The following is a 25,986-nucleotide window of genomic DNA, read 5'->3' on the forward strand; positions in this document are numbered from 1 at the left end:
AGTGAATGTTAGTGTACTTATTTGGGAATTCTTATTTTGAAACACTTATTCTCAAAAATACCTTTCAAGTTATATTTCTATTTTTTATTATTTCCGAAATGCTAATGTGGATTTTTATTAAATGGAACAATAAGAAAAATGGAGGAAATAAGAAAAATAAAGATAGAGGTTCTTATGGTTTTATTGTTATTGGCTTTTGTTCTATAATATTTTTAAATCCTATTTGCAGAAAAATTTTTTTAAATACAATTCCTGTATTATTTTTTTGGATAGGCAGCGTATTTATGATAACAGGAGTTTTTCTACGAGCATATTCTATATACACACTGCGTAAGTTTTTTACATTGTCTGTACAAGTAAATTCAAAGCAGAAAATAATTCAGACTGGACCTTATAAATATCTTCGTCATCCTGCATATAGTGGGAGTATATTGTCTTTGATAGGTACTGCATTGTGTTTTAGAAGTTCGGTTGGTATAATAGTTTCACTTGTTGTTGTTATTATAGTTTATGGGTACAGGATTATGGTTGAAGAAAAAACTTTAGAGGATAACTTTGGAATGATTTATAAGGAATATGAAAAAAATACTAACAGAATTATTCCTTTTATATGGTGAATTTCATAGAAGCCTATCATGTGTATGACCATATTGGAGAAATTCAGTATGGTTTTTTCAGGGTAATATTTTAATCTTAATAGCTTTAGGTTCAGTTACATTTATATTTACCAAAGTTTATGATAATATAGATAATAATGCAAAATCTAATGATAAATTTTTTATAGATTTTACAACTTGGTGACAAGTGAAGGATGGTTTTTACATATCTCTAATATATACTTTATGTTGTAGTGAGGATGTTTGGCATTGTAAACAACTAAATACAATTTTGGAGGTATTTATCATGAATAGAAAAAGAATATTAGTTTGGGTACTGGCTTTACTAGTAGTAGGGGGTGCTTCAGGAATTACTTATGCAAGTCAAAAAAAGGATACTACTAAAAATGTAGTTGTAGCAGCAGAAAATAAGAATAGTAGTAATATTAGACAGCAAGGAACTATGAGTGATGAAGAAGCAATTAAAATAGCTACGGAAGCTATGAAAAGCTATATGGGAAAGGATGCAAGCTACTTTTCGGCAACAAAAATACACAGGTCATCTGATGAAAGGAAAGTAGAAGAGGGACTTAGAAAAGAATTTGCAAAAGAACATCCAGAAGAGGTAAAAAAGATTGAAGAATCAAAGAAAAAATTTGCTAAGGAGCATCCAGAAGAAGCAAAGGTAATAGCAGAACATGCAGCTAAATTAAAGAATGAAAGCAGAATAGACGTTGATTTTATTTCTAAAGATTTTAGCAAAAATAAGGGATGCTCAAATTTTGTTTCTATAAATGAAAAAACTGGTGAAGTGATAAATGTAACAGCTATAAATGGTTTGGATAAGAATTTAAACCCTGCAATTGATGACAATAAGGTTAAGTATGCAACTTTAAGCTTCTTTAAGAAAATAGGAAAGAAAATTTCAGGTAATACTATAAGAGTTAATAAGGAAATTGATTTAGGCAGACTATTTCTAGATTGTAAGCTGGAGGATGGAAGAAATGCTACAATTGAAATAAATCTTATAGATTATTCTGTAATACATTATTCTATAGATGATAATGATGTTAAGACATTGCCTTGGATGCAAAAGAATAACGATAGTCAAACTAGAGAGATTAAAATTAACTAATAAATAAAATTATTAACACTGTTTGGAGTTTACTAGGTACTATTAAGTGAAGGAATATGACTTTGTATAAAGCTAAAATGTAGATAGTCAGAGAGATTTTATTCAATCTGATTATTTTCATTTATGTAAAATATTAAATTACTACGAAACTAAAAAGTAATTGGGTATATTGAAAAATTTAAATGATTAGGAGGATAAGCATGTAATGATAAAAATATTAGTTGTTGAGGATGAATTGCCAATATCGAACTTAATAAAGCTGAATTTAAATATGGCAAATTATGAGTGCAAAACAGCTTTCAATGGGGAAGAAGCTTTAAAGGAAATTGAAAATGGCAGTTTTGATTTGATTCTTTTAGATGTTATGCTTCCTAAAATTGATGGTTTTACACTACTTGAAAAGATAAAGCCTCTAGGAATTCCAGTTATATTTTTAACTGCTAAAACTTCTGTTACAGATAGGGTATATGGTCTTAGAGCTGGAGCAGATGATTATATAACAAAACCTTTTGAAGGTATTGAATTATTGGCTAGAATTGATAATGTACTTAGACATTATAATAAAAATACTAATGTAATAAATTTTGAAGATGTAGAGATAAATTTAGAAGAAATGACAGTTAGGAAAGCAGGTGAAGCTGTAGAGCTTACTTTAAAGGAATTTGAATTATTAGTGTTTTTAGTACAAAATAAAAATGTTGTATTGACCAGGGAAAAATTAATAGAAAAAATTTGGGGATATGACTATGTTGGAGAAACTAGGACTATAGACAACCATATACAAAAATTGAGAAAAAAGCTTCAGTGGAAGGATAAGATTAAAACTGTATTCAAGTTAGGATATAGGCTGGAGGGTTAAATGAAATTTTGGGAGAAGATATTTTTATGCACCTTAGTTATATTTGAAATATTTTTTGTTCCTTCATCAATATATTTAATTAACAGCAATTTTAAACTAAATCTTAATACAGAAATTAATTCTGGAATAAATGAAGAGCAGAGATTTTGTTCCTTTGTAGAATCAAATTTATTTTTATTTAAAATTCAAAAAGAGTCTAATTCTTATAAGACTGAGCTTGATAAACAAAGTATAGATTCGATGATTAATACATATTTAAATAATTTCGGAAAACAGGATATATATATTGAGGTAATAGATAATAACAATAAAGTTATTTTTACTAATTTAAGTATGAATATATCAGATAAAAGAGATGAACTTAATGTTCAGCTTAATAAAGTGAAGTATATAATACGTGATATTGATGAAAAAAACTATTTATTCATAACCAAAAAAATAAATTTAGATAATAATTACTATAAAATTTCTTATGTTAAGGATGTTTCAAGTATTTATAAAAATAAAAAATACTTGTTAAAGCTTCTTTTAAAACTAAATATATTTGTATGTATAATTTTAGCTGCAGTAACCATAGCATTAAGTAAATTTATAGTAAATCCTATAAATAAATTAATTAAAACCACTCAAAAAATAGCTGCTGGAAACTTTAGTGAAAGAGTAAAAGTAATATCAGATGATGAAATTGGATTGTTATCAAAAAATTTTAATGATATGGCAGATGTCATAGAGGATAAAATAGGAGAGCTTAAAGTGGCTTCAAATGACAAACAGAGATTTATTGATAATTTGGCTCATGAACTTAGGACACCATTGACTTCTATAATAGGATATGCTGATTTCCTTAGAACCACTAAGTATGATGAAGAAACCTTTATAAATTCATTAAGCTATATATATAGTGAAGGAAAGAGATTGGAAAAGTTAGCTTTCAAATTAATGGATTTAATAGTTTTGAGAAAAAAAGATTTTAAAAAGAAAAGTGAAAATACTTCTGAATTGCTAATTGAAATTAAAAATTCTCTGCAGCCGAAATTGGAGGAGAAAGATATTCATTTGGAAATTTCGGAGGAAGATTTAAGTTTATTAATGGACAAAGAGTTAATAATGATAATGATAACTAATTTTATTGATAATGCTATTAAAGCATCTAAAATTGGTGATAAAATATACTTAAAAGCGTATAAAAATAGCAGTTTTAATATAATACTAGAAGTTAAGGACAGTGGAATTGGTATTCCAGAAGAGGACATACCAAAGGTAATGGAACCATTTTTTATGGTGGACAAATCCAGAGCAAGGGCTAATAATGGTGTAGGACTTGGACTTTCTTTGTGTGCGGAAATTGCTAAAATTCACAATGCTAGAATTGATATAGAAAGCAAGGTTGGAGAGGGGACCACAATAAAGGTAATTTTTTATAGAGAAAATATTCCCTAAAAAAACAAATAATGCTATAATGAATTCATATTCTGTAGATATGGCTGAGGCGTTTGTATATTTTTAGTTTATGTATTTACAATCTTCTTGTTAAAACAAGAAGGTTCTTTTTTTACAGGAGTTTTGATACTTATAATACCATGTTTAAGAAAGAGAGGTAATTAAATTAATGACAAAGATACATATAGATCCAACTATCTATACTGGGAAACCAGCAGATTTTAGGTTATTCAAGGAGATGGCGGTTTATGATTTACTTGAGAAGATTCACATCCCTTATAGTCGTATAGATCACGATGTAACAGCAAGCATTGAGGATTGTTATGATGTAGAAAAGCTTTTGGGTATTACCATTTGCAAAAACTTATTTTTGTGCAACAGCCAGAAAACTGAATTTTATTTGCTTATGATGCCTGGTGATAAAAAATTCAGGACAAAAGAGTTGTCTAAGCAGATTCAATCTTCTCGTCTGTCTTTTGGACCAGCAGAGTATATGGAAAGATATCTTGATATCACTCCAGGATCTGTGAGTGTTATGGGGCTTATGAATGATAAAGAACAAAATGTACAGCTTTTAATTGATGAAGATATAATAAAGGAAGATTATTTGGGGTGTCATCCTTGTATTAATACTTCTAGTCTTAAAATTAAAACTAAAGATATTATAGACAAATTTCTTTCATATACAGGACATATTCCAAAATATGTGCAATTAACAGGAGAATAGGTGTAGCATATCTATATGGCTGTTTATATATATAATATTCAGGGAAGTTTATAAGCTTCCCTGAAAAATCAAGTGATTCTTAGACTCAGCTGGAGTTTGCTTAAGAGGAATACCTCTTACCTGAGCAAGCTCGTAAAATACCATTTAGGCATTTAGTCATCGGATAAATTTTATTCAGTATAATCAGTTACAGTTTCAGTAGTTTTAGAAGCCCATTCTTTTTCTTCTGGAAAATTAGGAAACAATGAGTTTTTGTCATCTTCGGATGCACTTGCAGATTCAATAGTTATATTGGAAGAAGTTGATATTCCACGAGACTGTGATGTTGATGATGAATTTAATATTCTATCATTTTTATTTGAATTATTTTTTTTCATAAAAACACCTCCAAGTCTATTATGTACAACTGAATTCAAATTATTAATTGTGAAAATTTGTGAAATTATGTATGTAACTATAGTATAATTATCAGTATATTTGTGTGGGAGGAATAGAATTTGTTTTTTAATGATATTTTGGTAAGGAAGCATTTAAAAATAAAAGAAACACCTAACTATATATACATAGCCCCTCATCCTCTGCTTAGAAAATATATTGCACACTATACTATATTATTTCCAAACCCAAGGGAAGTGGGAAAGTGCAGTGATAATATTAATGATTTAACTTTAATACCTGACTGCAGTGGTTGTATCATATATACTTATGAAAACAATGATTTTTCATTAAGACTTTGGGGCGCAACAACAAAAACAGTTATAGTAAAAAATGATGTGAACTTTAAAAAAATAAGATTCTTTATTGAGTTTGTACCTGGAGGATTGCATGCTATTACAGGGATAAAACAATCAGAGCTATGTGATATTCAGACACAGGTAGATGAAGTTGACAAGCATTTATATGATTCTTTAAGGTGTGCTATGGAAGTTTCAAATAATGTAGATGATATGATTTCAATGATTAATATGATCTTGTTGAAATCAGTAGAGAAAAATAATAAACAACATGCAGTGATCAATGCTGCCTTAGAGAGAATTAAGATTGCCAGTGGAATATTAACAGTAAAAGAGTTATCGTCAAGTGAATATATAAGTGAGCGTCATTTAAATAGGCTGCTTAATGAATATATTGGAATAAACGCAAAGACATTTTTAAGAATTTCCAGGGTAAACTATTCAATAAATATGCTAAAAAAAGCTGAATATAAAAGTTATATAAATGCAGCTCAAATCTTAGGCTATTTTGATCAATCACATTTTATCCATGATTTTAAACAAATATGTGGAATTTCTCCTAAAGAATTTTTTAAAAACATGTCCGATTTTTACAATGAACTTTTTAAATATTGATATATAATAAATAACGTTAAGAAATTATAGATAGGAGAGATTTAAATGAAATTTGTATGTCCACTTATAGCTGTTAGTGATATTGAAGCTTCAAAAAATTTTTATGGGAAGGTGCTTAATCAAAAGGTGACAATGGACTTTGGAGCAAATGTTACTTTTGAAAATGGTTTTGCAATACAAAAGGGCTTTGCAGAACTTATTGATATAAATGAGAACGATATTGCGCATAGGTCAAATAATTTTGAACTCTATTTTGAAGAAGAAGATTTAAATGGATTTGTAGAAAGGCTAAAAAGCTTTGATAATATAGAATATGTTCATGATGTTAAAGAACATCCGTGGGGTCAGAGGGTTATTAGATTTTATGATCTTGATAAACATATTATTGAAGTTGGAGAGAGTATGGTAAGTGTTATAAAGCGATTTTTAAGCCAAGGTTTAACTCCTGAAGAAACATCTAAGCGTACTATGTTTCCTATTGAGTTTATAGAAAAATTAGCATAGGTATTTAATAGAACAATTCAAAAAATGGGGTTGTCAGTGCAAATAAAAAGATTATATATAATAAAGGAGATGTGAAATATGTAAACATACATTTAGAGCATCTTCTTTTTATTTTAGAATAGTTTATTTTCATAATTATGTAAAAAACATTGTTGAAAATTAAATATTAGGATGCTAAAATGATAAGTATATTTTTATAGTTATTAAGTATAAATGTTATATTAGTATATATTAAAAATAGTTATCCCTGTTATAGACAAAGTAAATTTAGGAGGAATTGCGATGAAAAGACACAAGTATCTTTACCTTCCATGATTAGTGGATTTAATAATTAATCCATCATAAATAGCAGCTGCTAGCTTAAGTTTATTTATGAAAAGTGGTTAATTGAAAAATTCACATTTATAAGATAACCTTTGAGGTTTTATGGGGGGGTAACTATATGAATATAAAAAATAAAAATTTAGTACAAATTCATTTTGCTGTTTTTTTATTCGGTTTATCAGGTTTGTTTGGAAAGTTATTATCACTACCATCGATGATAATTGTTCTTGGAAGAGTTGTTTTCTCAAGTATATTTCTATTTACTTTAATGTTTTATTTAAAAAAGGATATAAAGCTAAAAGAAAAAAAGCATTATTTTTATCTGATAGTGATGGGCATAATTTTGGCTATTCACTGGAGCACCTTTTTTAAATCCATACAGACAGCTACAGTAGCAATAGGACTGCTTACATTTTCTACTTTTCCTGTTTTTGTTACTTTTCTTGAACCATACTTTTTTAAGGAGAAAATTAAGTTAAGAGATATTGTAATTGCAGTTATTACATTTTTAGGAGTACTTCTTGTAGTTCCAAAGTTTCAACTTGGAAATAATCTAACGCAGGGAGTTCTTTGGGGAATAGTATCAGGCTTTACTTATGCTATTCTTTCAATGATGAATAGAAAATATGTAAAAGAATATTCCAGTTCATTAATTGCTTTTTATGAACAGTTTGTAGCAGCAATTGTATTAATGCCTTCATTATTTTTGGAGAAGCCTGTTTTTAGTTCTAGGGATATAGTGCTGCTTATAGTATTAGGTACAGTTTTCACTGGAATTTCTCATTCTCTATTCATAAATGGCTTAAAGAATATTAAAACTCAGACAGCAGGTATTATATCCAGTCTTGAGCCAGTTTACGGTATTGTCTTCGCTGCTTTTTTACTAGGGGAAATACCAACTTTAAGAGAAATATTAGGTGGAATTATCATTTTAGGCACTGTTTTTTATTCAACTATTAAATGCAAGTAAAGTTTTATTAGTTACGATATTAAATGAGCATAATGCGAAGCAAAGCTTCGCATTATTTTTATATTCTAAAGTATTAAAGATTACAAATACTAATTCTTACAATGTTATTAATGGGTTTTAAATTTTAGACAAATAAATATTTTTAAAATAAAACTTGCAATTATAACTTATGATATGTATAATATATTTAACGAATTGTAAAGAATAAACAACAAGCGTAAAATATAATTAACAATACTTGAATATTTATTTAACAGGAGGTTTAATATATGAATTTGAATCCAATAATTGCAGAAAATCTTAAACGCTTGAGGTTGGAAAGAAATTTAAGTTTAGGACAATTAGCAGAATTATCTGGAGTGAGTAAAGTAATGCTTTCACAAATTGAAAAGGGAGATTCAAACCCAACTATCAATACCATTTGGAAAATTGCAAAGGGCTTAAATGTTCCGTATACAGTGCTAATTGATAAACATGAAGATGAAACTTCCGTAATGAAAAAATCAGAAGCAGAATATCAGAATAGTGAAGATGGAACTTATCGTGTTTACTGCTATTATGGTAATACACCACATAGAAATTTTGAATTATTTTTACTTGAATTGGATTCAGGGGCAACCTATACTTCTGTTGGTCATTCTGAAAAATCTCAAGAATATATCAGTGTTATTCAAGGAGAACTTGTACTTACAACAAATAATGAGGATTATTTGCTTAAAAAGGAAGATTCCATTTGTTTTTCATCAGCAAATCCTCACACTTATAAAAGTTGTGGTAAGAGTACTCTTAAAGCTATAGTTGTAAACTTTTATCCAATTTAATAATTTTAAATAAAATTTAGGAGGAATGAGAAATGACTGAATTAATATTTCAAAAAGACAGTTACATAAAGGAATTTGAATGTAAAGTTATTGGTGTAGATGAGGCTGAAAATGCTGTTATTTTGGATAAAACAGCATTTTATATAGGGGGAGGTGGTCAGCCCTGTGATGTTGGAGTATTGGAAACAACTGCAGATAAGTATATTGTTAAAAAGGTTAAGAAAAAAGGAAATGATGTATACCACTATATTGATGGAAAACTTCCTGAAGTCAATGAGCTGTGTACAGGAAAAATAGATTGGGAACACAGATATAAATTAATGAGAACTCATACAGCTATGCATATTTTATGTGGTGTTGTATGGAGAGATTATAAAGCACAAGTAACTGGTGGAGATATGGATTGTCTTAAAGGAAGAATGGACTTTGAGTTTGAAAATTTCGATAAGGAATTAGTAGAGGAAATTGAAGAGAAGGTTAATAAGGAAGTACAATGTAAAAGGGAACTTAAGGTAAATATTTTAGAAAGGGAAGAAGCTTTTAAAATCCCTGATCTAATAAGGACGAAAATAAATCTTTTGCCAGAAGGAATTAAACAAATAAGAACAGTTGAAATTGAGGGTTTAGATCTTCAAGCAGATGGAGGAACTCATGTAAAAAATACTTCTGAAGTTGGAAAAATAAAAATAGTAGATTATAAAAGTAAGGGAAAAATCAATAAGAGAATATATGTTGAAATAGAAGACTAGTATAGGTTGTTAATAGTAGTATATTGAAAAGTTAACAGAAAAGTGAAGTTAACTAAAGTAATATAAATAATTTAAGAAAGAATCTTTTAATTAGTGTTAGAAGATTCTTTTTTAATTGCTTATATTTAAATAGATGAATTTAAGTTATTTTTGGATATCTATTAAAAAACTATTGACTAATTATAGTTTTTATATAATAATAAGTTTAAGTTAGTTACTAAGTATAAGAATTAAACAATTATGTAAGCTAAAAATAATTAAACAATAAATGGTGAAAATAATTAATGTGAAAAATATTTGAAATTTTTAGAGAGGAATGATAATATGGAAAAAAATTTTTATTCTGCTGTAGCAGACAGACGTACATTTTACGGAATTAGTAAAGAAGCTGTAACTTCTGACGAGAGAATTAAAGAAATTATCGAATATGCTGTAAAATATGCTCCATCGGCATTTAATTCTCAAAGTGCAAGAGTAGTTTTACTACTTGGAAAACACCATGATAGATTATGGGATATTACAAAGGAAGCTTTAAGAAGGATAGTTCCAGCTGATAAATTTAGTTCTACTGAGAATAAAATAAATTCATTTCAAAGTGGATATGGTACAGTTTTATTCTTTGAAGACAATAGTGTAATTGAAGGGCTTCAGGAGAAGTTCCCTGCCTATAAAGATAATTTTCCCATTTGGTCACAACAATCAAGTGGTATAAATCAATATATTATATGGACTTCATTAGAAATTGAAGGATTTGGTGTATCACTGCAGCACTATAATGAATTAATTGAAGAGGATATTAAGAAAGAATGGTCTATACAAAATAATTGGAAACTTATCGGACAAATGCCATTTGGAAAGCCAACGGCACAACCTGATGAGAAACAGTTTCAACCATTGGAAGATAGGGTTAAAGTATTTAAATAGAAAATTAATATTGATGCTACAATTATTTAATAAGATGTATTAAAATTTTAAATCATTGAGTTGTTTATATAATTAGCAAAGGACTTAAATCTCAATTTTACTGAGAATTAAGTCCTTTTTTATTGGAAAATTAAAAATTCATCTATGATAAACTGTAATTCAATAAAGTATATTGACATTAAAATGTATAAATGTTAAAATGAAAATTACACAACATATCATTTTAATCATAACACATTCAAAACAAAAAGTCAATACTTTTTTTGAAAGGAAGTTTTGGAAATGAAAAATTCTATTGATTTGTTTCAAAATGAATTATTAGAAAAGCAAGTTTTTAATGACATAATTCAGTGTAACGAATCTACAAGAGAATATGGATTAAAGCTATCTTGCGAAGATGTTAAAGAAATTATCAACACAAGGAATATAGCGCTTGAAAAAAGTGGAAGAATAGAATTCAATGGTCAAATCATAAGTAAAATTATTGAAGCCTTTTGTGATTCACCATATATATCCCAGTATAACTATAGTGACACAATAAACGAACTTGTAGAAATTTTTTATAATTATAAAAATGAAACTTTAGATTATATAAGTGATGATGAATTAATAGAAATTATGGAGGATAAATTTGATAATTATTGTCAGGGATCATTAGAACTTTTAGAAGGAAGGGTATTGTATAAAATTGCTGATAATATAAAAAATGGTTTTAAAGATTATACAAATCTTGATAATGAAAAGGATTGATGAAGTATGGGTAAGAGTAATAGTATTGAAAAATATGATTATTTTGCAGGAGAGAACCTTGATGAGGAAAGTTTTTTAAAAGAGATTTTAGGAATTTGTTATCAGAAAAAATTACTAAATGATGATGCCTTAAGAAAAGTATACTATGAAAGAATGGAGCTTTTAAAGGAGAAATTAAAATATTATACAAAGGATGAAAGCAGCTCAGTTAGAGTAGAAACAGTTGAAAGCATTTTGAAATGTATTGATTATACTATAGGGGTCTATTTAAAAAGCTTTAACAATATGGAGCTTGTAATAAAAGAAATAAAGAATACTACTCTATTTGAAATGTTGAGTAAAGGACAGGACTTGATTAGTGAAAAAGTATTATATAGTAAGAAGCTATTATACCAAATTAGTAAAAATAAACTTAAAGTTGATAATTACTCGTATAACGATACTATAGATTATGGAATTCCAATATTTTTTAAAGAATATAATAGTTTTTTTGCAGCTCATGAAGGTTCGGGGTCAATAGATTATCAGCTTCACATTGATAATATGAATCGTACAGGTATTGAATATATATATAATTATTTAGAGACTTTAAGTTTAGAAAATGAATTTTGTAATAAATTTCGAATTAGTGAAGTTAATAAACTGTTAAAAGCTTATGACAAAAACTGCGAATTGTTATTAATAAATATATTTGAATTGGCGTTTATTAATTCACTAGGAATGATCATTTGTGGTAAAGAGCCAAATAATCTTAATATTAGCAGCTTGGATAGGAAGTGCATAAAAAATAAATTAGAAAAATTGTCTTTGGAAGAATTACAATTAGAATTGTTAAAGTGTGTGAAAAAATGTTCGGAAATTTTGGATATTAAAAATGAGTCATTGATAGCTTATATGAAAAAATCTGCATTGAAAGCAGCTTTATTGATAAAGGAAAGTATAAAAATAAATAGGTTAGAATCAGTATTTCTATCCTTTAAAGAAGATAATGTGGACGAAATAATTCAATACAATGATGGTGAAAGTATGTCAAATTCTGAATTTAAAAAATTAAGTGAAGAAATTAGAGAGTGTTCTTCGGTAGAAGATAAAATACTATTAATTAAAGATAACATTAGTAGTTTGGAAGATTTATTTGATATATTAAGTGCTGATTGTCTATTTGAAGATGAATATATTACGTATTTTAAAAGCTTGTCTCAAATGGAAGTAGTTCTTTTATCAAGATATATATATGATTTAAGTCTTGAAAATGAATATGAAAAGCAATGGTATCAGGAATTTGATAAGTATATTTCAGGTTTAAATAAAAAAGAACAAAAGGAAATAAAAGAACTTAGGGATAGAATACAGCTTTAAGCAGCAAATGAGTAGAAGTCTTTAAAAAATGATATGTTAAATATATTACAATTATGGAGTTGTCCTAAGGTTTAATATTTAAATTAGCAAAATTAAAGCTGTTATAACAGTTGTTTTAAATACTTGATATAACAGCTGTATTATTTTGTAACATCTTTACTTGAAATAATGGTTATTTTTAAAATTGGCAAAATTCAATATATTGTCTTTGTGCAAATCATCAAATTTATCACTTTTGGCTGCTTCAATTAGTATATCTGCAATTTTATTAGCCATGTGTATTACATCGTTTAGGCGAATATCGGAGAATTTAACATCATCATTACTAACTGCTATGGTTCCAACTATAGATACATCTCCTGCACTTGGTAATTTTTTGTTTACTCCAGCACCAGGATGAATAGGATAGTTTCTTAAATGAATTTGAAATTGGGATTCTTTATTGCTAAAGCAAGCATCAATGGCTATAAAAAAACCATTAGGATGATTTTTCTTTATTTCCATTAAAGAATCTGCTATATTAACTGCATGAATAGGACTTTCTATTGTACCATAAATAGGAAGGCTAAAGCCTCTTGATTTTAAAATACTTCCAACAAAAGGGGCCAAACTATCAAATATGCATTTATCTGTGCCAATACAAATTACAACTAAATTACTTAAATTGTCTTTTATAAGTTCATGGAAAAATGCAGCTCCATTGTAGTATGTCTCATTTTTTTCTACGATAAATTTTTTTGATGATTTTGTTTCAGTATAAGAAGATTCTAAAGAATTTGTATATTCTTTTTTTAAGATTTTACTTTGGTAAATACTACTAAAGAGCCCCATGATAGCACACCTCTCTTAATTATAAATCTATTCATAAAGTTTATACATTTACTTACATTTTAACATATTTTATTTAATTATTTAACAATATCATGAAAAAATCTTAAAGAAATCTTAGAAAGGAAGTTTGAAGTTAATAAGCTTGAAAAAGTGGATTAAAAAGCTGAGAGGAATTTGTTACTTTCAATGGTATTATAAATATGACACAATTTATATTGTGCTATTTAATGTGTTTATTTGGGAATGTAAATAGAGATATGATAGAAAAGTTAAATTAATTGTATAATAAAGGGTTTTGTGAGTACTGGGAACATAAATAAATTCTTATGAAATTTAAATTTATTTACATTCCCCAATTGTTAGTCGTGCATATAAAATCACCCTTTGTTTTTTAAATTTAAAATATACTTTTGTACATAATATAGTATTGCCACATTTTATGTTACTATATAACTATAAATTTAAAAAATTATGATTTTGGTATATTCCATCGTAATGAATACACTAATAACATTGGAGGATTTGATATTTCCCAATTTATTACTCCATTATTGTCAAAATTTTTTTCGCATTTATCTAACGCAATACGACTATCTATAATTGGAAATATTTCAGCATTTGCTGAACCTTCTCTGTAGTTTTCTGATATCTTAATTTTTAATTTGAGATGTTTTGTTGGCTCTACTATGGTTGAAGATATAACTGGATTAGCTTTATTTTCATTATCTCGCAATTCAAAAGTTAAATGTAGGTTTATTATATCACCTTTCTTATAGCTTTTGCCAAAATGAACTTCAAATTGTTGAAAGGAGTCTCGTTTGGTTGTTAATATAATTATATGATCTTTATTAGCACTGCTAATTTTAATTTTATCGCTACCAGTCCAATTATATTTATCATAGTATCTATCAATGTTTTTGCATAGGACTTTGAGCTTAATCTGCTTTTGATATATTATGTGGTGCATGTCTATATATTCATAGAAACATTCTTTTTCTAAAAATATATATTTAAAATCAGTTTTGGTATATACGTTGTATATAGGACTGTACTGTTTATATGCAAATAACCCCAATAATCCCACAGTTGCTGCAGCAATAATGGCTATTATGATTGAGTAAGGTATCAAATAATCAACGCTAGAAACAACAATATGCGTCGCTAGCCCGGTGATTCCAGTAATCACTATGAAAATTAAATACTTAATAATGTCATAAATTCCTTTGCTTAAAACGCTTTCTAATATTTTTTTTATACTTCCTGGCATTTTACAACCCCCGGGGAAATGTAGAGCTTTTACCATATAATATTCTTATTAATCTTCAAATATGACATTACAGTAAAAAAACATATTATATCTTCCTGTGATGTTAAAATGAGTGGACTATATATAGGGGTGTTGCAAATATAAATTTCTTAATGCTACACCCCCCACTATTTAAGGCATCTTCAAGAAAATATTCATTGCATTTGGACTAATTATTTTCTTTCAGATGCCTAATATTTAAAAATAAAATTATTTAAATGCACCGTAGTTTACTAAAATACCCTCAATTTTTTCATTTTTGCAAAGAGCTAAGGGCGTTAGACCTAAATCATTCTTTGAATTTATATCAAAACCCAAATTTAATAATGTTTTTAGAAATTCTTCAAAATGTTCATCAAGACAATTTACATAGTCATCATGAAGAAGTGTATTTTTATATTTATCCTGTATGTTTATATCAGCTCCATATTTTATAAGGAGATTTAATAACTCTACAGAATAACTAAAATTGCAATAAAACACAGGAGTTTTACCAGATATATTGACAGCATTAACTTTAGCGCCTTTTTCTAATAGTATAGTTATTATGTCAATATGGGGTACTGCTCTTGCACAAAGTTTATGAAGAGGAGTTTCTAAAAATTTGCTATGATGGCTGTTGATATCAATGCCGCTGTTCATTAACAGTTTAATTGTTTCAAAATAATTATTTTCACAGTTGTCAATAGCGTAATGAAGTATACTTTGAAGTTGAAAATCCGAATTTAAATTGTTAGAGCCATTTAAGTAATCTCTTATATCATCTATATATCCTTTTCTAATAGCTGTGTAAATTGATTTGTGGTTTGAAGAAAATATGCTGCTAAGTATACCCAAATGAGTCACCTCCTAAAAATAGAATAATTTACAATGCCTAGATAATTAGTGTTTGTAAACTTGTATAATAATATTTTAACTTAATTATATTTGTTCAACATTAAATTTATCTATTGTTGTTTGAATGTTATTAATCAACTTACTCACATGATATCCATCAGCTGCTGCATGTGATATTGTAACTGTAAATGGCATTAACCATTTTTCATTTTCTTTATGATATTTTCCATATGTTATAATTGGCATTAGTGATGGATTTGAACCATTACTATATGTGGAATATCCTGTGAAATTTAGCCATGGTACACATGATATACAGTAAAAGTTTTCAGGTTGATTTGGTTTGATTTTTACTCCTTTAACATTTGAGTATTTTTCAATATCCCTTTTATAGTTATCATAAAATTTATGAAAATCATCTGTATACTCTGACCAAATATCTGAAAAGGTATGATCATCTTCATGAAAAATAGTAAAGTTCGGATGAACAATATCATATACAATTAACTGATTATTTTCCTTAAGTCTCATGCGAAATTCTGGTATGGAATTTATGTTATAAGTAACACAATATATAAATGAAGGGTAAAATTTTAGATTGTTCTTTTTTAATGATTCCTTAAATGAAGTAACATCAAGATTTGCAGTAATACTATAACCACACTTAATTTGTTCAGTATAGTACTTAAAGTGATCTTTTCTTTCCCATTTTTCCAAATCAACTATATGAAACATAAATTAATTCCTCCTTAATATAAAATATTATTTTCTACATATATAGTAATTATATCAATACAATATGTTATATGTAAAATTTGATCAATAGGAGGAATCTTGTAAATGCGCATAAGAGTGGTGTAAATTGGATTGAGGATGGGTGAATTATATTAAGATAAAATGATCCAGAATTAAAAAGACCAAAAGTTTTTGGCTCGATTTAATATGTACTGTTATCATAATGGTTATACTAGTAGAGGACTTGACAAATAGTGCTATTTCATTCTTATTTATTGGAAGAACAGAGGTTGAATTTGTTGATTATCAGAAGGAAATTTTAGCAGTAGGACTTCCAGCATTTGTACTTTATGTTCTAGTATTCATTTTAACTGGATCAATTCCATTGTAAAATTAAAAATACATTTACAAATAAAAATTATTATTTGACATTTACACTGCTGGCAAACCCACTTTGTCAGCAATTTTTTTGTTAGTACTTTTATGCATAAAGTTACAAGAAATATTGAAAGTCCTTAGTGCTAAATTACAATATTTATATATGACTAAAAAGTTATTTTTTTAATTCTGCATTATATACAGCCATAGCAGCCTGAGCTACTTGCATGTCTTCTTCAACAGAGCCGCCGCTTACCCCAATACCACCTATAATTTTTCCATTATACTCTAATGGATAACCTCCACCAAAAATAATCATTCTTGAAACGTTTTGAACACCATATAAAGATGTTCCAGGTTGTGAAACTTCAGCAACTGCATCAGTTGGAAGTTTAAGAGTAGCTGCTGTATATGCTTTATTTAATGAAATTTCTCTACTTACAAGTAAAGCTTCTTCCATTCTTTGTTCTAAAATTAAATTAGCACCTTTATCTACTGCAGAAAACCACATTGGAACTCCTATTTCTATAGCTTTTTTCTCAACTGCAATAGCCATTTTTCTTGCTAGTTCAAGATTAATTCCATAATCAGTTATTGCTGTATCGGTTATGTTTTTAGAAGCTTCTGACTGTGCTATTACTGAATCACTTCCTAAGTTTTCAGCAATTTCTTTATATTTTTTCAAACCAGCTTGTGCAACGGACATATCTTCTTTTACAGAACCACCACTTACACCAATAGAACCAATAACCTGTCCATTTAATACGAGAGGAAAACCTCCACCAAAAATAACTATTTTGCTATCATTTTGGATACCATATAAAGCTGTTCCAGGTTGAGATAGAGTTGCAAGAGTGCTAGTTGGCATTTTTAATGCAACAGCAGTATATGCCTTGCTTTGTGATATCCTTTCACTAACTAAAATTGCTCCTGCCATCCTATTAATAGAAATTAAATTTGCATCAGCATCATCAATGGTAATATACATAGGAACTTTTATCTCTTTTGCTTTCTCCTCGGCTGCAGCAGTAATTTCCTTTGCAAGTGATAAATTTACAATGGATCTTGCCACTTTAATATTAGGGTTTTGAGCTTCAAATGTTTCAGGGTGCGTAGTATCTTTTTCCATTAATAAAACTCCTTTCATATTATATATAATTTACTTAAAAATTTCAAAGACTATTTTTACTTATAATATAGCATTTAAAATTTCTACTACTATTGATAGCTAAATTTCAATTAAAACACTTGTTTGAAGTTTAGTTTTTTCCAAGAGAAGTGAAATATATATTAGTCATTGTTGTTCATTTTTAAGGATATTTATAAATTGATAAAATAAAAGAAGTATATTGGTGAAATACATAATAATTGGTTCTGTAAATAAATATGAATACGTTTTCTAAAGTTTGAACTCATTTTATCTTAGAGCATTACTATATGTCAATGAATAAATTTTCCAATAACCTGAAATTGTAAGACTTGTTTGTTAAATTTATTGATAACTGGATTAATCTATTGATAACAAAAAGTATATAGTATATTATAAAAATAAATATTTCAAAGTAAGGAGGCTAGTAAATGAACGATGATATAAATTATTGTCCAAATTGTGGAACGAAAAATTTAGATAAATCCTCTAGATTCTGCGGTAATTGTGGTTTTTCATTTTATAGTAATAAAAATTATTATAGAGGACAACAATATTCCAAAACCATAGGAGAACAAGCTAAGGATACATTTGATGGTTTTGTAAACAAAGTAAATACAATGGCTGGAGGAAGTGGACAAGTAGAACTAAATTTAAGAGATTTAGTAATTAATGTGTTTCAAAAACATACTATAGAAGAAAGAGAGAATATTTTTATTTGTGGAACTGCGCGAACTACTCCAAGAGAAGAAGAAATTTCTTCAGAATGGCCTAAACCGTGGTTGTATTCAAGGGTGTTTATGGTATTTGCAGTTACTTTTGTTATATTGGTATCTTTATTAGAACTATTTCATAATGTTAATGCTTATCCAGGAATCATATTTATAGGTGCTTTAGCAGTTCCTTTTTCATTACTTGTCTTTTTTTGGGAAGTTAATGCACCAAGAAATATTAATATTTTTGATGTAACCAAAATATTTTTTATTGGAGGAGTATTTTCATTACTTGTAACGCTAATGTTGGATAGTATGTTTAGTACTGGTCAATTAGATTATTCTAGTGCAATTTTAACAGGAATTATTGAAGAAGTTGGAAAGATAGTTGTAGTTGCATATTTCTTAAGAGGGACAAAAGAAAAATACATATTAAATGGGCTTTTGTTAGGTGCAGCAGTTGGAGCAGGATTTGCGGTGTTTGAAACAGCAGGATATGGATTTAGAGCTTTAATTATGGCTAATTATTCTGCAATGATGTCCACAATTTATTTAAGAGGAATCTTTGCTTTTGGAAGTCATATTGTTTGGGCTGCAATGTCTGGAGCAGCATTAGTAATGGCAAAGAAAGGAAATATATTAAAAATGGATCATATAATGAGTGGGCAATTTTTAAAGTTTTTTATAATTGCAATTATGTTACATGCAATTTGGGACATGCCAATAGATATTAACAGTGATATACCTTTTGTTCAAATAATGCTTACAGGAATAGCTTGGATTATTATATTGGTGCTAATTAGTGTGGGATTAAAGCAGATTTCAAATAAACAAAAGACATTCACATAAGAAAATTTGCTTTATTATTTGATATGCCCCTTTATAAAAACAGTTTTATTATTTTAATTGTGTAATATAAAGGGAACATATTAATTTACAGATATTTTTGACATGATATAAAACTTTTATGCGTTTCGTGTAATCCATAAGATTGACTACAATAGGTTTTGAATTATTAGGATAATATAAAAACTGAAAGCTTTTGTTTGTTAATTTAATTAGTATTATTTTGTTTTATCATATGCAATTAGATAAAGGTTATTGCCATGCTTCTTATTTATTTGTTCTTCAGCTTCTTTAATAGATTTTAGCTCTTCTGTAGATAAATTACTGAAATCATACCCTTCAGGAATAGATGTAGGTATATTATAATTGTTCATATATTCACTTCCCTTCTCTTTGATATTATTTACAATTAGTTTTAAATTATATCTATTATTTTATAGGGATTTTTGGAATATATCTTACTCTTATGAATTTATATCAATCAGTTCTGCATCTATGTTATTATCATCTATATTTAATATTGCCATGCTTATAGGTAAATTAAATCTTTTAGGACCAGCACTTCCTGGATTTAAAAATAATACATTATCGTGTCTTACCTTTAGTGGTCTGTGAGAATGACCGCTTATGACAATATTAACACCTGACGTTTCTAAATCTATATCTAGTTTATCAATATCATGAAGTACATATATTAGTGTATTTTCCACTTCTACCAATTCTGTTTTATTTAATTCATATGCAAAATTACCTTTGTCACAATTACCTCGTACTGCAGTAACAGGAGCAATTTTCTTCAGCTCCTTTAATATAGTAGGATCTACTACATCTCCAGCATGTATAATTAAATCACATCCTTTTAGAATTTCTAAAACTTCTTCTCTTAAAAGACCGTGGGTATCAGAAATTACTCCAATTTTATATATCTTCATAAAAACCTCTCCTTAGTGCATTATATTGATTTTTTAATATCTTCATATGTGTTATGGAATAAAAAGCTAGTTATTCATATTATTAAAAAAATATATTTTTATATTGATTTCAATCAAACATAGTATAAAATTTTATATTTTAAAATATTATACTACAATTATGTAGTTTTGAAACTATTTAAAATTTATTAATCCATTTACTGGTGATAACTAAAAAAATTTTTAAACTAAGTTGCAATAATAATTATTAAGTAGTATAATAAATTATATAAATATTACAAGTAATTGATAAAAATTACTTGTTAGACGTTACTTAGAATATCTGGAAATAGCAAATATGTTAATTAGATGACTTTTAAAGAGGGGGGAATTAAAAGAGTCACCTGAATTTAAGAAGATTTCATTGATATAGTTCATTAAGGAAGGACATACATGAAAATGTTTTAATTTTGGGGAGGTATATTTATGTTTTTTAAAACTACAGAACAGCATGAAAATTTGAGGACAAAAATTAGGGAATTTGCTGAAGGAGAAGTTAAACCTATTGCATTTACACTAGATCAGGAAAATAAATTTCCATCAGAAGTAATTAAAAAGTTAGCTGATATGGGGATGCTTGGGATTCCATATGCAAAAGAATATGGTGGAGCAGGTTTAGATGTAATCAGTTATGCCATCGCCGTTGAGGAATTATCAAGAGTAGATGGTGGTACAGGTGTAATTCTTTCTGCACATACATCTTTAGGCACATATCCAATTGCTGCTTATGGAACAGAAGAGCAGAAGCAAAAATATTTGATTCCACTGGCAAAGGGAGAAAAGCTTGGTGCATTTGGACTTACAGAGGAGAATGCTGGCAGTGATGCTGGTGGTACTGAAACTACTGCTGTTTTAGAAGGTGATTATTATATTTTAAATGGAGAAAAGATATTTATCACCAATGGAGGCGAAGCTGACACTTATATAATTTTTGCAATTACTACACCTAATATAGGCACACATGGAATCAGTGCGTTTATTGTAGAAAAGGAATGGGAAGGCTTTAGTTTTGGACAACACTATGATAAGATGGGTATTCGTTCTTCTGCAACTGCAGAACTTATTTTCAACAATGTTAAGGTTCCTAAGGAAAACTTATTAGGAAAAGAGGGGGAAGGCTTCAAAATTGCCATGTCAACCTTAGATGGTGGACGTATTGGTATTGCAGCACAAGCTCTTGGTATAGCTCAAGGAGCTTATGAAAATGCATTAGAATATTCAAAAGAAAGAATTCAATTTGGTAAACCTATCTGTAGACAGCAAGCCATTGCTTTTAAGTTAGCAGATATGGCCACAAAGCTCAGATCAGCTAGATTGCTTATTTACAGTGCAGCTGAGCTGAAGGAAAATCATGAGCATTATAACATGGAAGCTGCTATGGCAAAACAGTATGCTTCAGATGTTTGTCTTGAAATTGTAAACGATGCTCTTCAAATATTTGGAGGAAGTGGTTATCTTAAAGGTATGGAAGTTGAACGTGCTTATAGAGATGCTAAGATTTGTACAATATATGAAGGAACTAATGAAATTCAGCGTGTAGTTATTGCAGCCAGCATTCTTGGTAAAATACCCAAAAGTGAGCACACAGCTAGAGTCCCACATGAATCTGGTACAGGTTATCGTAAGAAAATTATTTACAAGGATGGGACTGCTGAAGAAAAAGTAAATGCTCTTGTGGAAGCTCTTAAGAAAGATGGTTATGATTTTACAATTGGAATTCCTACAGATACTCCTATTAGTAAAGCAGAAAGAGTGGTTAGTGCAGGTAGAGGTATAGGTGAAAGAGAAAACATGAAACTTATAGAAGATTTGGCAGTTCAAGCAGGTGCTGCTATAGGTTCCTCACGTCCGGTAGCTGAAACTCTTAAATATGTGCCAATGGATCGTTATGTAGGAATGTCTGGTCAAAAATTTAAGGGAAATCTTTATATTGCTTGTGGAATTTCTGGTGCAAGTCAACATCTGAAAGGTATAAAGGATGCTAGTACTATTGTTGCTATAAATATAGATTCTAATGCAAAAATTTTCAAGAATGCAGATTACGGTATTGTTGGAGACTTAGTTGAGATTCTACCTCTTCTTACTGAAGCTTTAGATAATGGAGAAGCAAAGAAGGAAGCTCCACCAATGAAGAAGATGAAGAGAGAGGTTCTAAAGAAAGTTGTTCCAACTTGGAAGCATTATGTATGTAATGGATGCGGTTATGAATATGATCCTGGAATTGGTGATCCAGAAGGAGAAATAGCACCTGGAACCTTATTTGAAAATATACCTGAAGAATGGACTTGTCCTGCTTGCGGTGAAGAAAAAAATGCTTTTATAGAAGTTTAATATAGATGATATGTTTTATTTATTGTTTTATTTTAAAGGAGGATTAATTAATGTATTGTGTTAGAAAAATAACTGAAGATCTTTATTGGGTTGGAGGTAATGATCATCGCCTTGCCCTATTTGAAAATGTTCATCCCATTCCAAGAGGGGTTTCTTATAATTCATATGTGCTTTTAGATGAGAAAACAGTACTTTTTGATACAGCTGACTGGTCAATTTGCCGCCAATTTATTGAAAATATTAAAGGAGTTTTAGGAAATAGAACTTTGGATTATATGGTAATTAATCATATGGAGCCAGATCATGCAGCATGTATTGAAGAGATTGTTCTTCGTTATCCAGATGTAAAAATTATATGTACTGAAAAAGCATTCATGTTCATGCATCAGTTTGATTTCCCTATAGATGACAATGTAATACAAGTTAAAGAAGGAGATACCATGTCCTTTGGAAAACACAATGTTGTATTTGTATCAGCTCCAATGGTACATTGGCCAGAAGCTATGGTAACTTATGATACTACAAATGGGGTGCTATTTTCAGCTGATGCCTTTGGTTCCTTTGGCGCTTTAGATGGTAAATTGTTTAATGATGAAGTGAATTTTGACCGTGATTGGATTGATGATGCCAGAAGATATTATACAAACATTGTAGGAAAGTACGGTCCTCAAGTTCAAGCTCTTTTGAAAAAAGCCAGCAGCATTGAAATTAAAACTATCTGCCCATTACATGGACCAGTATGGCGTAATGATCTTGGATACTTTTTAGACAAGTACGATAAATGGAGTCGTTATGAACCAGAAGAAAAGGGTGTAATGATTGTCTATGGAACAATGTATGGAAATACAGAAGCAGCTGCCACAGATTTAGCAACTAGACTAGTAGAAAAAGGAATGACTAATGTAGTTATGTATGATGTTTCAAAAACTCATGTATCTTACTTGATTTCTGAAACTTTTAAATATAGTCATGTAGTACTTGCTTCTGTAACTTATAATTTAAAGATTTATCCACCAATGCTAAACTATATAATGGATATGAAAGCCTTAAATCTTCAAAAACGTACTTTTGCTCTTATAGAAAATGGTACTTGGGCTCCTCAATCTGCTAAATTAATGCGTGAGCTTTTAGATGAAATGAAAGATATGACTATTTTAGATAGTGATATGACAGTGAATTCGGCATTGAAGGAAAAAGATGTAGATTCCATGGATGCTATTGCTGATAGTATTATAGAATCAATAAAGTAAAACTTGTTTCATTATTTTAATTAAAAAACTGTGAAATTATAGATATTATAGCCTTATAATTTCACAGTTTTTTATTTTTTAAGATAGCTTAAATTTTTTCCTTATTATCTTATATAAAATTTCTGCTGTACCTTTAACACCAAACAAACTACTGTCAATCATTATATGTTTATGTTCAATATCTTCAAAAGAGTATCCAGCATAATGTCTATAATAATTTTCTCTCGCTTTGTCAACCTCTGCAATCATACGAACTGCTTCTCCTGGATCCATTTTTAATATGTTTACACAGTTATTAAAGCGAGCTTCTTTAGGAGCATATATGAATACATTTAAGCAATCTTTATAATCTTTAAGGATGAAATCTGAACACCTGCCAACAATAATACAGGATTCTTTGTCAGCTAAATCTGATATTATCTTTCTCTGAGTATCAAATATCTTATTTTGTTTATCAAGTGAACTATCGCCTAAGGGAAACAGCATATTAAGAAAATTTGAGGTATAGCTTGTTTCTTCATGATCACTAATGGTGGATACTGGCAGATTCAACTTTTGAGAAGTGGTTTCTACTATATCTCTATCGTAATACTCTACTCCAAGTATTGTAGATAGTTCTCTTGCAATTGGTCTTCCTAAACTTCCAAATTGTCTATTAATTGTTACACAATACTTTTGCATATATTATCATCTCCAACTATTCTTGCAAGGAATGTTCTTGTACGTTGATTTTTGGGATTTGTAAAGATTTCTTCTGGTTTTCCTTCTTCAACAATGTATCCATCCGCCATAAAAATTACTCTATCTGAAACCTCTCTAGCAAATTGCATTTCATGAGTTACTACTATCATAGTCATGCCTTCTTTTGCAAGATCACGCATTACTTCAAGAACATCTCCCACAAGTTCAGGGTCCAATGCAGATGTAGGTTCATCAAAAAGCAAAGCTCTAGGTTCCATTGCCAATGCTCTAGCTATAGCAACACGCTGCTGCTGACCACCAGATAATGTGGTAGGCATTACATTTGCCTTTGATGCCAAACCCACCTTTTCTAGAAGTTCCATTGCCTTTTTTTCAGCGTCAGACTTTAATTTCTTTTTTGTTAAAATTGGTGCAAGAGTGATATTTTTTAGCACAGTTTTCATAGGAAACAAATTGAATCTTTGAAATACCATACCAACTTCTTCGCGATATTTTCGTAAGTCGTGTTTTTGAGCACAAACATCTTTATCTTCATAATATATAGTTCCACCGGATTGAACTTCCAATTGATTAATACAACGAAGTAAAGTACTTTTACCTGAACCAGAAGGTCCAATGATACATATAACTTCACCTTCAGTAACATCAACATTAATATCTTTAAGCACTTCCAGATCACCAAAATTTTTAGACAAGTTTTCAATTTTTATTAAACTTTTCATGCTTTAACCCTTCTTTCAATTTGTTTTTGAATAATAATGAGAATTGAGATTATCATCAGATAGAATACTGCACCTGCACTATAAGCTTGTATGGTATCAAAGGTAACTGCAGCATAATTTTGAATTTGTTTTGTTATTTCATTTACTACTATTACAGAAAGTATTGCCGTATCCTTAACTGTAATAATAAATTGGTTGAATAGAGCTGGTAACATTGATTTAAAAGCAGGTGGAATAACTACATGCCATAGAGTTTGAAAAGGTGTTAGACCAAGAGATACTCCTGCTTCTTTTTGACCTAGGTCAATTCCTTCTAAAGAGCCACGTACTATTTCAGCAATAAATGCACCTGAATTTAAAGATATTACTATAATTCCTGCAGCATTGCTCTGAATATCATGTCCAGTAATTTTTGGTATAACAAAGTATACATATAATGCTTGAACAATTAATGGTGTTCCACGAATAATCCATAAATAAATATTGGCAATAATCTTTGTAATTTTATTTTTGCATTGAAGTGCAAAACCAGATAAACATCCTATTAAAAATCCAAAAAAGATTCCGAACATTGAAACTTCTAATGTTATTTTTAGTCCATCCAAAAGCATGGGCATAAGAACTTTTAAAAAACTTAAATCCATAATATCATCCCTTCCTAGCACAAAACTTGCTACAATAGTAGTTATAATCATAGAAAAATAAATAGT

The 25,986-nt window shown here is 28.8% G+C and carries 28 protein-coding genes; 17 read left to right on the forward strand and 11 right to left on the reverse strand.

The features are described from left to right. The first annotated feature begins 11 nt into the window (after positions 1-11). From Q6H37_RS12235 to Q6H37_RS12255, 5 genes are all read left to right on the forward strand, one after another. Positions 12-617: an isoprenylcysteine carboxylmethyltransferase family protein gene (locus Q6H37_RS12235; protein WP_318742203.1), complete on the forward strand. Its 606-nt coding sequence runs from the start codon at positions 12-14 to the stop codon at positions 615-617. 286 nt (positions 618-903) lie between these two features. Next, positions 904-1,731 carry a hypothetical protein gene (locus Q6H37_RS12240; RefSeq protein WP_318742204.1) on the forward strand — a complete coding sequence of 276 codons (828 nt, stop codon included), beginning with the start codon at positions 904-906 and terminating at the stop codon, positions 1,729-1,731. 205 nt (positions 1,732-1,936) lie between these two features. Then, entirely contained in the window at positions 1,937-2,590 is a 654-nt protein-coding gene (locus Q6H37_RS12245) for a response regulator transcription factor (RefSeq protein ID WP_318742205.1), read from the forward strand. Continuing rightward, the gene (locus Q6H37_RS12250; RefSeq protein ID WP_318742206.1) at positions 2,591-4,030 is read left to right on the forward strand and encodes an ATP-binding protein; all 1,440 of its coding nucleotides are present in this window, start codon (positions 2,591-2,593) and stop codon (positions 4,028-4,030) included. 169 nt (positions 4,031-4,199) lie between these two features. Beyond that, entirely contained in the window at positions 4,200-4,757 is a 558-nt protein-coding gene (locus tag Q6H37_RS12255) for a prolyl-tRNA synthetase associated domain-containing protein (protein WP_318742207.1), read from the forward strand. A 170-nt stretch (positions 4,758-4,927) separates the two neighbouring features. Here Q6H37_RS12255 and Q6H37_RS12260 read toward each other — a convergent pair whose 3' ends face one another. Continuing rightward, the gene (locus Q6H37_RS12260) at positions 4,928-5,134 is read right to left on the reverse strand and encodes a hypothetical protein (RefSeq protein ID WP_007063670.1); all 207 of its coding nucleotides are present in this window, start codon (positions 5,132-5,134) and stop codon (positions 4,928-4,930) included. Positions 5,135-5,254: 120 nt separating this feature from the next. On the opposite strand from Q6H37_RS12260, the gene Q6H37_RS12265 reads away from it, so the two are divergent. The 8 genes from Q6H37_RS12265 (at position 5,255) to Q6H37_RS12300 (ending at position 12,507) form a co-directional block, all read left to right on the forward strand. After that, positions 5,255-6,106: a helix-turn-helix transcriptional regulator gene (locus tag Q6H37_RS12265; RefSeq protein ID WP_318742208.1), complete on the forward strand. Its 852-nt coding sequence runs from the start codon at positions 5,255-5,257 to the stop codon at positions 6,104-6,106. Positions 6,107-6,151: 45 nt separating this feature from the next. Beyond that, complete coding sequence (locus tag Q6H37_RS12270) at positions 6,152-6,610, forward strand: VOC family protein (protein ID WP_318742209.1); 459 nt, start codon at positions 6,152-6,154, stop codon at positions 6,608-6,610. Positions 6,611-7,052: 442 nt separating this feature from the next. Beyond that, a complete protein-coding gene (locus tag Q6H37_RS12275) occupies positions 7,053-7,904 on the forward strand; it encodes a DMT family transporter (protein WP_318742210.1) in 852 nt (283 codons plus the stop codon). A gap of 269 nt (positions 7,905-8,173) precedes the next feature. After that, positions 8,174-8,725: an XRE family transcriptional regulator gene (locus Q6H37_RS12280; RefSeq protein ID WP_318742211.1), complete on the forward strand. Its 552-nt coding sequence runs from the start codon at positions 8,174-8,176 to the stop codon at positions 8,723-8,725. Positions 8,726-8,757: 32 nt separating this feature from the next. Further along, positions 8,758-9,474 carry an alanyl-tRNA editing protein gene (locus Q6H37_RS12285; protein ID WP_318742212.1) on the forward strand — a complete coding sequence of 239 codons (717 nt, stop codon included), beginning with the start codon at positions 8,758-8,760 and terminating at the stop codon, positions 9,472-9,474. Between the two features lie 324 nt (positions 9,475-9,798). Then, the gene (locus tag Q6H37_RS12290) at positions 9,799-10,398 is read left to right on the forward strand and encodes a nitroreductase family protein (protein ID WP_318742213.1); all 600 of its coding nucleotides are present in this window, start codon (positions 9,799-9,801) and stop codon (positions 10,396-10,398) included. A 282-nt stretch (positions 10,399-10,680) separates the two neighbouring features. Next, entirely contained in the window at positions 10,681-11,148 is a 468-nt protein-coding gene (locus tag Q6H37_RS12295; protein ID WP_007060768.1) for a DUF6323 family protein, read from the forward strand. A gap of 6 nt (positions 11,149-11,154) precedes the next feature. Then, on the forward strand, positions 11,155-12,507 hold the full coding sequence (locus tag Q6H37_RS12300) for a DUF6179 domain-containing protein (RefSeq protein WP_318742214.1): 1,353 nt from the start codon (positions 11,155-11,157) through the stop codon (positions 12,505-12,507). Positions 12,508-12,663: 156 nt separating this feature from the next. Here Q6H37_RS12300 and yyaC read toward each other — a convergent pair whose 3' ends face one another. The 4 genes from yyaC to Q6H37_RS12320 all read right to left on the reverse strand — a co-directional run bounded on the left by yyaC (position 12,664) and on the right by Q6H37_RS12320 (position 16,216). After that, the gene (gene yyaC / locus Q6H37_RS12305) at positions 12,664-13,338 is read right to left on the reverse strand and encodes a spore protease YyaC (protein ID WP_318742215.1); all 675 of its coding nucleotides are present in this window, start codon (positions 13,336-13,338) and stop codon (positions 12,664-12,666) included. Between the two features lie 469 nt (positions 13,339-13,807). Then, on the reverse strand, positions 13,808-14,605 hold the full coding sequence (locus tag Q6H37_RS12310; protein WP_318742216.1) for a hypothetical protein: 798 nt from the start codon (positions 14,603-14,605) through the stop codon (positions 13,808-13,810). A 249-nt stretch (positions 14,606-14,854) separates the two neighbouring features. Further along, positions 14,855-15,481 carry an ankyrin repeat domain-containing protein gene (locus tag Q6H37_RS12315; RefSeq protein WP_318742217.1) on the reverse strand — a complete coding sequence of 209 codons (627 nt, stop codon included), beginning with the start codon at positions 15,479-15,481 and terminating at the stop codon, positions 14,855-14,857. Between the two features lie 84 nt (positions 15,482-15,565). Next, positions 15,566-16,216, reverse strand: a complete 651-nt coding sequence (locus Q6H37_RS12320; protein WP_318742218.1) for a chloramphenicol acetyltransferase — start codon at positions 16,214-16,216, stop codon at positions 15,566-15,568. A gap of 223 nt (positions 16,217-16,439) precedes the next feature. Between Q6H37_RS12320 and Q6H37_RS12325 the strand changes: the two genes are divergently transcribed. Then, positions 16,440-16,607, forward strand: coding sequence for a hypothetical protein (locus Q6H37_RS12325; protein ID WP_318742219.1), 168 nt, complete (start codon positions 16,440-16,442; stop codon positions 16,605-16,607). A gap of 162 nt (positions 16,608-16,769) precedes the next feature. Here the strand turns inward: Q6H37_RS12325 and Q6H37_RS12330 are convergent, their stop codons facing one another. Continuing rightward, positions 16,770-17,723: a heme-binding protein gene (locus Q6H37_RS12330; RefSeq protein ID WP_318742220.1), complete on the reverse strand. Its 954-nt coding sequence runs from the start codon at positions 17,721-17,723 to the stop codon at positions 16,770-16,772. A gap of 449 nt (positions 17,724-18,172) precedes the next feature. On the opposite strand from Q6H37_RS12330, the gene Q6H37_RS12335 reads away from it, so the two are divergent. Next, positions 18,173-19,303, forward strand: a complete 1,131-nt coding sequence (locus tag Q6H37_RS12335) for a PrsW family intramembrane metalloprotease (RefSeq protein ID WP_318742221.1) — start codon at positions 18,173-18,175, stop codon at positions 19,301-19,303. Between the two features lie 215 nt (positions 19,304-19,518). On the opposite strand, the gene Q6H37_RS12340 is transcribed toward Q6H37_RS12335, so the two are convergent. Continuing rightward, a complete protein-coding gene (locus Q6H37_RS12340; RefSeq protein ID WP_318742222.1) occupies positions 19,519-19,674 on the reverse strand; it encodes a hypothetical protein in 156 nt (51 codons plus the stop codon). 90 nt (positions 19,675-19,764) lie between these two features. Next, a complete protein-coding gene (locus tag Q6H37_RS12345; protein WP_318742223.1) occupies positions 19,765-20,232 on the reverse strand; it encodes a metallophosphoesterase family protein in 468 nt (155 codons plus the stop codon). Between the two features lie 465 nt (positions 20,233-20,697). Here Q6H37_RS12345 and Q6H37_RS12350 point away from each other — a divergent pair, with 465 nt between their 5' ends. Both Q6H37_RS12350 and Q6H37_RS12355 read left to right on the forward strand, forming a co-directional pair. Continuing rightward, positions 20,698-22,602: an acyl-CoA dehydrogenase family protein gene (locus Q6H37_RS12350; protein WP_318742224.1), complete on the forward strand. Its 1,905-nt coding sequence runs from the start codon at positions 20,698-20,700 to the stop codon at positions 22,600-22,602. Positions 22,603-22,652: 50 nt separating this feature from the next. Next, positions 22,653-23,852: an FprA family A-type flavoprotein gene (locus Q6H37_RS12355; RefSeq protein ID WP_318742225.1), complete on the forward strand. Its 1,200-nt coding sequence runs from the start codon at positions 22,653-22,655 to the stop codon at positions 23,850-23,852. A 78-nt stretch (positions 23,853-23,930) separates the two neighbouring features. Here the strand turns inward: Q6H37_RS12355 and Q6H37_RS12360 are convergent, their stop codons facing one another. From Q6H37_RS12360 to Q6H37_RS12370, 3 genes are read right to left on the reverse strand one after another with little or no spacing between them, the layout of a single operon-like run. Next, positions 23,931-24,533 (reverse strand): cytidylate kinase-like family protein, encoded by a 603-nt coding sequence (locus Q6H37_RS12360; RefSeq protein ID WP_318742226.1) that lies wholly within the window; start codon positions 24,531-24,533, stop codon positions 23,931-23,933. Then, a complete protein-coding gene (locus Q6H37_RS12365) occupies positions 24,515-25,276 on the reverse strand; it encodes an amino acid ABC transporter ATP-binding protein (RefSeq protein WP_318742227.1) in 762 nt (253 codons plus the stop codon). The genes Q6H37_RS12360 and Q6H37_RS12365 overlap by 19 nt, the downstream gene beginning before the upstream one ends. Then, the gene (locus Q6H37_RS12370) at positions 25,273-25,920 is read right to left on the reverse strand and encodes an amino acid ABC transporter permease (protein ID WP_318742228.1); all 648 of its coding nucleotides are present in this window, start codon (positions 25,918-25,920) and stop codon (positions 25,273-25,275) included. Before Q6H37_RS12370 ends, Q6H37_RS12365 begins: the two co-directional genes overlap by 4 nt. Positions 25,921-25,986: the final 66 nt, after the last annotated feature.

This window comes from Clostridium sp. JS66, from assembly GCF_033561535.1.
GTDB classification, from domain to species: Bacteria; Bacillota; Clostridia; order Clostridiales; family Clostridiaceae; genus Clostridium_AM; species Clostridium_AM carboxidivorans.